The sequence below is a fragment of the Synechococcus sp. CCY9202 genome (genome assembly GCF_034931685.1).
In the GTDB taxonomy this organism is placed as follows: domain Bacteria; phylum Cyanobacteriota; class Cyanobacteriia; order PCC-6307; family Cyanobiaceae; genus CBW1002.
Window position 1 is genome coordinate 1 of the sequence record NZ_JAYGID010000046.1, and the last position, 10,433, is coordinate 10,433.

Annotated in this window: 7 protein-coding genes; 1 reads left to right on the top strand and 6 read right to left on the bottom strand. The window is 61.1% G+C overall.

Features of this window, described 5'->3' with window-relative positions; genetic code table 11:
• Positions 1-230: 230 nt before the first annotated feature.
• Positions 231-1,106 carry an alpha/beta hydrolase gene (locus VB777_RS06960; protein WP_322758354.1) on the bottom strand — a complete coding sequence of 292 codons (876 nt, stop codon included), beginning with the start codon at positions 1,104-1,106 and terminating at the stop codon, positions 231-233.
• An 863-nt stretch (positions 1,107-1,969) separates the two neighbouring features.
• Between VB777_RS06960 and VB777_RS06965 the strand changes: the two genes are divergently transcribed.
• Positions 1,970-2,149, top strand: coding sequence for a hypothetical protein (locus VB777_RS06965; RefSeq protein WP_323247947.1), 180 nt, complete (start codon positions 1,970-1,972; stop codon positions 2,147-2,149).
• Positions 2,150-2,168: 19 nt separating this feature from the next.
• Here the strand turns inward: VB777_RS06965 and VB777_RS06970 are convergent, their stop codons facing one another.
• From VB777_RS06970 to VB777_RS06990, 5 genes are all read right to left on the bottom strand, one after another.
• Positions 2,169-5,567, bottom strand: coding sequence for an efflux RND transporter permease subunit (locus VB777_RS06970; protein WP_323247938.1), 3,399 nt, complete (start codon positions 5,565-5,567; stop codon positions 2,169-2,171).
• A 15-nt stretch (positions 5,568-5,582) separates the two neighbouring features.
• Positions 5,583-6,167, bottom strand: coding sequence for an efflux RND transporter periplasmic adaptor subunit (locus VB777_RS06975; protein WP_323247940.1), 585 nt, complete (start codon positions 6,165-6,167; stop codon positions 5,583-5,585).
• Entirely contained in the window at positions 6,164-6,520 is a 357-nt protein-coding gene (locus VB777_RS06980) for a biotin/lipoyl-binding protein (RefSeq protein ID WP_323247942.1), read from the bottom strand. The genes VB777_RS06975 and VB777_RS06980 overlap by 4 nt, the downstream gene beginning before the upstream one ends.
• A gap of 503 nt (positions 6,521-7,023) precedes the next feature.
• Positions 7,024-8,730, bottom strand: a complete 1,707-nt coding sequence (locus VB777_RS06985) for a SulP family inorganic anion transporter (RefSeq protein ID WP_323247944.1) — start codon at positions 8,728-8,730, stop codon at positions 7,024-7,026.
• A gap of 505 nt (positions 8,731-9,235) precedes the next feature.
• Positions 9,236-10,246, bottom strand: coding sequence for a putative oxygenase MesX (locus tag VB777_RS06990; RefSeq protein WP_323247946.1), 1,011 nt, complete (start codon positions 10,244-10,246; stop codon positions 9,236-9,238).
• Positions 10,247-10,433: the final 187 nt, after the last annotated feature.

Here is a 10,433-nt window from a genome sequence, read left to right on the forward strand (position 1 = left end):
GGGATCCGCTCCTCGATCGAGACGTAGGAGAACAAGGAGCCGCTGCGCTCCTGCTGACCTCGCATCAAACCTGGGGCAGTTGACTCATTCTCGCAGAGGAAGCGGGGTTTTTCAGCAAACTCCTAACGCCCCAGATTAGAAGCGGGTTGTGGTCATAAGCAAGAACGGAATGCCTTCTGCTCCCGTCTTCTGGATCTGGATGTTGGGCTTCTGAATCTATGATTACCGCTTCACGCCTTCTGGGAGAGTTCCTCAGCGGCGACTCCGAATATTTCCTCTGCCGAGCCGATTGCCACGAAATGACCGGCCCCCGAAACCGGATGCCAAACCGCTCCAGGCATCTGGTCGGCAACATCCTTGTTGATCGCGTCGGGCACGAGTCGGTCGTCAAGCCCTTGCCATAGATGAACGCGTCGTTGAATCAGGCGAACATCAAAATCCCAGGACCGGTAGAGTATTTCGGAATCTCTCACCAGGCCCTCGCTTCCTTGGGCAAAGCATTCGGCGCTTGCTTCGCAGAAGGCAGTTGCAAAGCCCGGTCGCTGCAGGATCTCCTGGTCGTATGCGTTGATGGTTTTCAGTAGTTGCTGGATGTAGGTCTCACGGAAGTTAACGGCAGTCTTGGCAAGCGCCTCGTACATGAGACGAAAACCCGGTTCAAAATGCAGTGCGAGAAATCCTCCTAGTGAATCAATAGCGGAAAGGTGCTTCCTTGCCGAGTTGTCGCCGAAGGCTCCGTAGCTGCCACCGGCGATGCTGGTCACATGGCGCAGTCGAGCGGGGTCGATATAAGCAGCTGCCGCCAGCGCCCAGGGGCCACCCTCCGACCAGCCTGTCACTCCAAACTCGCGGTATCCCAAAGAGTCGGCGATCGCCGTCATGTCGTCTGCCCATCCCGAGTATTTGCGTGCTTCCTGTGGGCTGGACTGTCCGATGCCGGGCCGATCGACGCAAACGAGTCGAAGCCCATGCTTTGATGCCGCATCCTCAAAGAAATGCGCCTCAAGCCTGCTACTAGGTCCGCCATGATTGTGAATGACGAGTGGACCATCAGGATCTCCGACTTCAAGATAAGCGAGTTGACGATTATCTTTGGTTACTAGCATGGATTGCCTCCGCAGGTGCCAGGACTGTGGTCGATGTTGTTAAGTTTTCTCGTTTCTGATTCCCATGCGGCTGACAATAATAGGCGGCTTCCGTAATGAGAGAACATTGCTGCCAAGAGGGCGTCCGTCCGCCGCAACAACTGCAACTTAGGCCATTCCACGAGACCCAACAGAATTTTGAAGGGTCCGGTATCGACCTCCTGTCCGGACCTTGTAGCCGCATAAGAACCCGGCCTCTCAAGGCGAGAGCTGAAATCCCCTCCAGGATAAGATCCGTTCCGACCTTGCAACATCTGTGACGGGAACTTGGCTGGGTCCGCGAACAAAATGTATGCTTCGCTACAAGCGGTTTGCTGGCCTCGTTGTCCTACAGGGCCACGCTTCAGTCGATGCGTGGCAAGCGAATGCTGATGCGTCAGACAACTGGTCTGCTTGCTATCTCTGAGCACAGCATTGCTCATTGCATCGCCTTCGGGATTAGGAATGGGTCGATGGGGGCGGCCACCCGTTCGGGTCGTTCCTTCCAGGTGCCATGGGCCACACCATGGAACAGGTCCACCATGGAAGTGCGTCACTGCGGACACTGACCACCGCCTAGGTTCTGTCAGGCCCAGGGCCAACGGTACCGTCGATGCGGAGTCGCTTGTGGCGTGACCCTTGACCGCGTTCGATCGTCACCCGGGTGCGGGGGCTGCCGAAGGTTTTGGCCACCAAAGCGATCGGCTCTGCCACTGACCCGGTCGGCAACGGCTTTCCCATCGCTTCCGGGTGACTCACCTCTGATGTCGGCGCTGGCTCAGTTTTCGATGTCGGCAGACATGGCCACCCAGCTACCATAGGCAGATCCCACTATGACGCTTGAAATGAATAAGATGATCGGGCCTCTGCGCAGAGCGTCGATCTATGGCCTGGTCAGTTACGCGGGGCTTGTGTTGATTAACAACTCTGAGCTGGATCTCCCCAACATGTGGATCGCCTATCTGCCGATGTTCATCGGGGTTTATGTGTTGACCCAGTGGTTGGACAGGAAGTTTGGAGGCTGAGAGCCTCCTTACCTTCTCTTCAGATCTTCTGCGCTTCTCTGCTGTCTGCCTGGCGCCCAAGCCAGCCCTTGAGCTCCACATAGAACACAGGCACCACGAACAGCGACAGCACCGTGGCGACGGCCAGACCACCGAAGACCACTGTGCCGAGGGAAATCTGGCTTCGGGCACCAGCTCCGGTGGAGAACACCAGCGGCAGGAAGCCCAGCAGTGATGCGGTGGCGGTCATCAGGATCGGCCGCAGCCTCGATCGGGCCGATTCCCGGGCGGCTTCCAAGACACCAAGCCCCCCCGCCAGCCGTTGATTCGCCAGGTCCACGATCAGAATTCCGTTCTTGGCCGCCAGGCCGATCAGCATCACCAGCCCCACCTGGGCGTAGACGTTCAGCACTTCGCCCCGCAGACTCAGGAACAGCAGGGCCCCCAGCATGGCGGTTGGCACGGTCATCAGCACGATCAGCGGATCGCTGACGCTCTCGTATTGACCGGCCAGCACCAGATACACCACCAGGATTCCCAGGGCGAAGATCGCCAGACCCAGGGAACCGGCCTTGATCTCCTCTCGGGAAATGCCGGTCCAGTCGTAGCCGAGGCCATGGATCTGCAGATCGCGAAACAGGTTCTGCATGGTCATGATCGCCTCACCGGAACTGTGACCCGGCGCAGTGGTCCCCTCAATCTTGATCGAGCGGTAGAGGTTGAAGTGGGGGATCACGGAAGGACCGGTGGTGGGTTCCACCCGGAAGAACTCCGAGAGCACGATCGGCTTGCCGGCGCGGTTATTCACATACAGCGATTTTAGCCGATCTGGGGTGGCGCGGAAGCCCTGGTCGGCCTGCACGTAGACACGCCGCACCTTGCCGGATTGGAACGTGTCGTTCACATAGCTGCCGCCCATGGTCACGCTCAAGGCCTGCATGGCCTCGCCGAAGTCCACATCCAGGGCCTCCATGCGATCGCGATCCACCTGAACCCGCAGCTTCGGTGACTCAGCCGAGAACTGGGTGAAGGCCACGCCGATCGCCTCCTGGGCATTGGCCTTGCCGATCAACTCGCCCGCGGCCCCGGCGAACCTGCCCAGATCCATGGTGCCGCCGCTCTTGTCCAGCAACTGGAACTCAAAGCCGCCCGAATTTCCATAGCCGATGATCGGCGGAGGCTCCACGACGATCATGCGGGCGTCCTCAATCACCGACAGTTTTCCATTCAGGCGACCCACGATCGCCGCGGCGCTCTGGTCAGCCCGGCGGCGCTCCTCCCATGGCTTCAGCCCGAAGAAGAAGAAGCCTCGGTTGGGGGTGTTGCCCTCGAAACCAGCTCCACTGAACAACGCCGCCGTGGCGATATCCGGTTCGCTGCGCAGAATCTCGGCCACTCGTTGGTTGATGCGCTCGGTGTTCGGCAATGAGGTGCCTTCAGGCGCCTGGATGATGCCAAGGGCATAGCCCTGATCCTCCACGGGCACGAATCCGGTGGGGACCGCCCTGAAGGCCACTGCTGTGAGAACAATGCCCCCCAGCAGCAGGCCCATCACCAGACGCCGGCGACCGAGCACCCAGTCGAGGCCGCGGTGATAGCGACGCTCCATCGCGGCATAGAGCAGGTTGAAGCGGCTGAAGATCTCAGGCGTGAACCAGCTCGCCAGCAGGCCCAGGGCGGTGCAGAGCACCACGCTGAACGGCTGGACCACTCCGCCGATCAGCATGCCGCTCAGGGCGCCGGCTATGGCCAGGGGCAGCATCAACGGCCTGCCGCTGAGCTTGCTCAGGCCCAGGCCCAGCAGGGATCCGATCACAAGGCCCCCCAGAATCGTGAGCACGCCGCCGCCGCTGAGCAACACTCCGAAGATGAAGCCCAGGGTGGCTCCGCCGATGGCATAGTTCACACGGCTCGGTGCTGCGTTGTCGCGGTCCAGCAGCAGGGCTGCGAGCATCGGCGAAAAGGTGAGGGCGTTGAAGGTGGAAATGGCGATCGCCGCCATGATCGTGACGCCGAACTGTTTGTAGATCGTTCCGGTCGCACCGGGAAAGAACAGCACCGGCACAAACACGGCGATCAGCACCAGCGAGGTGGCGAGGATCGCGCCGAACAGCTCGTTCATGGCGGCCTGCGCGGCTGCGAGGGCATTCAGGCCCGAGCGCTTCTTGCTCACGGTGTCTTCGATCACCACAATGGCGTCATCCACCACCAGTCCGGTCGCCAGTACCAGTCCGAACAGGGTCAGCTGGTTGAGCGACACGCCCACCAACTTGGCCACGGCGAAGGTGCCGATCAGCGACACGGGAATGGCGATCGTGGGCACCAGCGTGGCCTTCCAGTCCTGCAGAAACAGGAACAGGATCAATACCACCAGCACAATCGCGTCCCGCAGGGCTGCCACCACCCCTTCGATCGAGGCGTTGATGAAATCGCTGTTGTCGTAGACCTTCTCCATCGTCACCCCCACCGGCAGGGTGCCTGCAAAGCCATCGAGCACCTTTTTGACGCCGGTGGACACCTCAAGTGCGTTGCTGCCACTGAGCTGATACACCGCCATCCCCACCGACGGAACACCCTGCAGATCCGTGCTGCTCACGTCATAGCTTTCGCCTCCCAGGGAGACCCGGCCCACGTCCTTGAGGCGCACCAGACCGCCATTGGCGGTGCGGCGCACCACCATGCTCTCAAACTCCTCCACGGAGGTGAGCCGACCCTGCAATTCAACGCTGAAGGTGTAGGCCTGATCGGATGCCGCCGGTGCACCGCCGATCTGGCCGGCCGGCACCAGACGGTTCTTGCTCGTCAGGGCATCCACCACATCGGTGGCCGTCAGGCCATTGACGGCCAGACTGACCGGGTTGAGCCAGACGCGGATGGCGAGCTGGCGGTTGCCGAAGTAGGTCACATCGCCGACCCCCGGCACCCGCTTGATCTCATCGGTGAGGCCCTGGTCCAGCAGGCCGCTGATCGTCTCAACGCTATAGGGCTTCCTGGCATCGGCGCTGCCGAAGATATAAACGAGCAGGATCGAGGTGGAAGCTTTGTTCACCGTGACGCCAGACTGGCGCACCTCCTCGGGCAGCTGGGGTTCCGCCAGACCCACGCGGTTCTGCACGTTCACCTGGTTGATGTTCTTGTCGCTGCCGTTGGCGAAGACCACCGTGATGGCGCTGCTGCCATCCGATGCGCTACTGGAGGTGATATAGTCTATCCCCTCGACACCGTTGATCTGCTGTTCCAGCACGGCGGTGACGCCCTGCTCGACACTGACCGCATCGGCACCGGTGTAGCTGGCCGACACGCTCACGGTGGGCGGTGCGATGTCCGGCAGGTTCTCGACGGGCAGCAGCGGGATTGAGATCAGTCCAGCAATCACGATCAGCAGGCTGAAGACCGCCGTGAGCACCGGTCGCCGGATGAACTGGTTCGAGAGCGACATGGGACAGCTGGCGGTTCAGGGCCTGGGCTTGATCGGCAGGCCGTGGCGGAGGTTGATCAGGTTCGAGGTGATCACGGCCTCGCCGGGGCTCAGGCCGCTGAGTACCGGAAAGCGGTCGTTCTGCAGTGGCCCGAGAACCACAGGACGCTGCAGGGCGACGCGCGTGGTAGCTGGCAACTGGGCAAGAGCGGCCAGGTCGGCCCTGTCGGGATTGGCGCGCAACTGGGCAAGGGTTCCGGGGATGAACACAAAGCTCTGGCCGGCGAGCTGCTGCACGGCCTTGAACGGAACCGAGAGCTGCTGGCTCTGCTCCAGCACCAATTGGGTGCGGACCTTGACGCCGTTGCGTAATCGGCCTCCCCGATTGTCGAACTCGGCCTTGGCCAGCAGGGTTTGGCTGTCGCCGACGACCGGATCGATCGATTCCACCTGGCCACTGGCCAGGGGCCGGTCGGTGGCCGGATCGCTGAGGAGAACGGTCTGACCGGTCCGCACCCGCTCCGCGTAGACCGATGGCACCTCGATCCTGACCATCAACCGGTCGTTGCTCACGATTTTTGTGAAGGGGTCACCGCTCTCGATCACGTCACCCTGCTTCACCTGCAGGTCGGCGACGATGCCGCTGATCGGGGCGCGGATGTGCGGTAGCGGCGATCGGCCTCCCTGGCGTTGAGGGCCTCCCTGGAGGCGATCGCCTCCTGGCGAAACTGGTCCCGCTGGATCCGGCTGGCGGCCCCTTGGCGGACGAGCGACTCGTAGCGGTCGTAATTGAGCTGATCCGTCGCGGCCTTGGCCCGCAGGTTGACCACATCGGCCTTCTGCTGCTCCTGATCCAGCACCAGCAGCAGGTCACCCTTTTGTACCTGGCTGCCCTGGTGCACCAGAATTTTCTCGATCCTGCCGTCCTCCTGGGCGGAGAGCTGGACCAGCTCCGGGGCCTCGAGGCTGCTCACCGTTTCAACGCTGGTTCTGAAGGTTGCCAGCTGCGCAGGTTCTGTCTGGACCGGTAGCGGTCCGCCCTGTTGTGCTCCCGGCGGTTCAGAACAGCTGGTGAGAGCGAGTGCCATCAGCCCCATCGCCAGGGGACGGCACAGCCTCCACGGTGCCGGAACGCGCAAGTGACATGCACGCAGCGGCATGGAGAGTGGGGATTGGCTTGCACACCATCTTGGCGCAGATGAAGCCCGCCGTGTCATGAGGGATTCGCGGGCCCATGATTGATGGTGTGCTCCAGCAAGTGGTGGCCACGGTCTGGATGCTTGGCATCGCTGGGACTCAGGGTCTTTGTTGTTAGGGAGACTCTGAAATGTTCAGGCAACCTGATGAAGAATGGACCCGTCGATCCTGTGCATGACATCACCCTCGCTGTAGACCTTCTTTGCAGAATCAAGCCAGTCTGCTGCGCATCGCGGCCGTTGTGCCTGTTGGCGCTGACGGATCAGCAGAGGATCCCAGCTCAAGCCATGTACCGGGTCCGTTCGAGGGCCTGGACCGCGTGGGTGAGGGCCTGGTGGCGGCTGAGCTCCGTATGGTCGGGGGGCAGCTGCTCATAGAGCTTTAACTGGTCGAGCCGCTCGCGGGTGGTGCCCCTGGCCCCCACCACATAGACGTTGCGGCCCGCTTTGATGGCCTCTTCCACCGCATTCTCGATCGCCAGGGCGGCGGTGAGGCCCAGATGCACCACCTCGCTGAGGTCGAAGATCACGGCATCACACGCGCCGATGGCGTTGTGCTCCCGGTTGATTGCCTTGGCCACCCCGAAGATCATCGACCCATTCAGCTGGAACAGCATCACCCGACCCCCCGCCGCATTGAGCAGGGCCCGCTCCGGCTCACTGAGTTCGGCCGCATCATCGCCGGTGCTCACCACGCGCACGCCACGGGTCTGCATGGCGCTCATCTTGTCGATCGTGATGATGTTGGCGATGAAGATCCCAACCCCCACGGCCACCATCAGATCCACCAGCACCGTGAGGGCAATCACCACGTAGGTGATCAGGGCCCCCTTGCGCGAGAGCCGGGGCACTCTCCCCAGGAAGTCCCAGTCGACGATGTCGATGCCCACCTTGAACACGATGGCGGCCAGTACGGCAAGGGGAATCCGGGAGGCCAGCCCAGAGCCGGCCAGGATGATCAGCGCCAGGATCACGGCCCTCAGCACTCCAGATAGGCCGGTGCGCCCCCCGGCCTGGATGTTCACCACGGTGGCGGTGGTGGCACCGGAGCCCGGCAGCGCGCCGAACAGCCCGGCCAGGATGTTGGCCACCCCCTGCCCCACCAGCTCCTTGTTGGATTTGTGCTCCGTGCGGGTGAGGCTGTCCGAGACCAGGCAGGTCAGCAGGCAGTCGATCGAGCCGAGCATGCCCAGCAGGGCGGAATTGATCAGCACCAGCTGCCACACGTCATGGGAGAGGGCCGGCAGGGTGAGCTGAGGCAGGCTGCTGGAGATCTCTCCGATGCGCCGCAGCTCCACCCCCTGGAAGGCCAGCAGGGAAATCACCGTGCCGACGATCAGGGCGAACAGCGGAGCGGGGATCATCCGCTTGATCCGCTCCGGGGTGAACCACAGCACCGCCAGGGTCAACGCCGCCAGCAGCGACTCCATGGGGCGGATTCCCTGGAGCAACTGGGGCAGGCTCTGAAGGGTGCCGAGTACCCCGCCGAGGGGTGGGGCCTGCCCCAACAGCGGACCGATCTGCAGCACGATCAGGATCGTGCCGATGCCACTCATGAAGCCCGAGATCACCGTGTAGGGCATCTGGGTGATGTAGCGACCCAGCTGGAACACCCCATAAAGGATCTGAAACACCCCCGACAACATCACCACGGTGAAGGCGATGGCCAGGGCCTCGGCCGGGCTGCCGGCCCGGGTGGTGAGGCTGGCCAGCACGGCGGTGAACACCACGGTCATCGGACCGGTGGGCTCCGAGATCAGGGCCGGCGTTCCGCCGAACAGGGCTGTGACCAGACCGATGATCGCCGCCGACCACAGACCCGCTGCCGCACCGGCACCGGAGGCCACGCCGAAGGCCAGGGCCATCGGTAGGGCGATCACGGCCGCGGTGAGGCCCCCGAAAAAATCACCGCGGATGTTGTGGCGACCGATGTGGTTAAAAATCCGGCCGGCTCTGGGGGCGGCGGTGGTGGTGGAGACAACGGTCATGCAGCGGGATCGAGGGCCAGGGGTCTCCAGCGGGGCTGTCAAATCAGGAGACATTTTGAAGGGTTTTACCCCATAAGGCCGAATGCTTCAGCTCAGGACAGGGAACAAAGGCGTTCCCGGACGCTTCAGCTGCAGCCATGCCCATCCCCAGCCGCAGTCATCCCCGCACTTGCTTTGGAGCTGGTCTGCGGCGCAGGGCTCCAGCGAGCGCGCCAGAACGGCATCGACCATCAAGGCCTGCGGCCACGCACGGTCAATCACCACGGCACGATCTTCGGCTCCCCGGATCGCGGCGCCAAGCTCAACCATAAGCAGTGCTACTGGATAGCACCCAAAGAGGCATCAGACCTGCATCGGATTACACAGCCAGCCTTGAGCTGACCATGCTGGACCTGGTGGCTACGTTATTTGGATGCACGATTGCCGATAGAGTCGTGACAATGTTGTTGTCGTTGGAGGAATACTTAAGATCAGAGTCGCGCAGTAGCTCCGTACTCCGGGGCGTTCAGGGAAAGACGGGAGGACGCGATGCCAGTAGGGCATGGTGATACTGCAGGAGTTCATTGAGCTCGGAGGCCCAGGGCATGAGAAATTGATCAAAAGCATACTGCGCCTGCCTGGGCGCATGCACCTGGTCACGTTCGGATCGGTCATAGAAGATTGGAGTAGGCTCGTAGTCTTGGTTGTTGAGATCTGCGACGAACGTGTCATCTGGGATTGAGTGACTGGCATAAATCTCTGGCCGATAGATGCGTTGAAACGTGTCCATGACGGCAACAAGAGCACACAGCTGCAGCTTTGATCGGCTCTGGAGATCGTTTGGTTGATGATAAATGGCTAGTGGAGCTTTTGAGCCGGGTGCCAGGGCGTAATTCACGTCAAGTCCCATGCGGCCAAAATAGCGAGACGTGATTGACTCTTCTCCCTGAGGGGCATAGATCATTCCAAGACCATCAATCGTTGCTGTCGTGCGTTGATAGCGATGCTGATGGGCCACGCTGATGGCGATCAGGGCTGGTTCTTCCAGAACGCCTTGAGAGTAGAGGTGAGAAAATTGAAGCTGATACAGAACTCCGTGAAGATCTCCGAAGCTGCTGACTTCTTGTCGGCTGGCTTCTCCGTTGCGAATTCTCGGCAGCAGAACATTGAAGTCGTAGTCGCGTACGAATGAGGAATAGCAAAAGCCGATGGGCCCCTGCAACCATCTCTGCCGTTGTTGATCATGAATGCGGCATCTAAGCATCTCCGAAATAGGAAACCCTCCAGATGCCGATGGGCCTGGCTTGGCGATAACTGTGATCACATCAAGGGTGATTCGATAGCGAGGTTCGTTGTGCTCTCCGAATGTTCCCAGGTTCTTGTTGAAGCGTTCGTTGATCAATCCCAGCGTCTTCTCAATCTGCTCGATGCGTGTAGCTGGATGCTGAGATAAGTTGGCAAAGTTGGTAGTCAGCCGCGTGTGTTCGCTTGGGATGTAGTCGCGATTAAATGGCGTGCTGAGTAGTTGGAGTTGCATGATAAATGCAAGAACTGGGTAAGCCCAGGCCAGGGTGGTGCGAGGTGGACGATCATTGTATAGGGACTCCTGAAAAACAAATCGCGAGCAGGCTCGAGTTCTGCCAAAGACCAAGGGGGGTAGGCAGCTCGAAAACCCGGCTATGCAGTGACCAGCGTTTCGGCTGTCTCAAGCAGATAAATGTTCC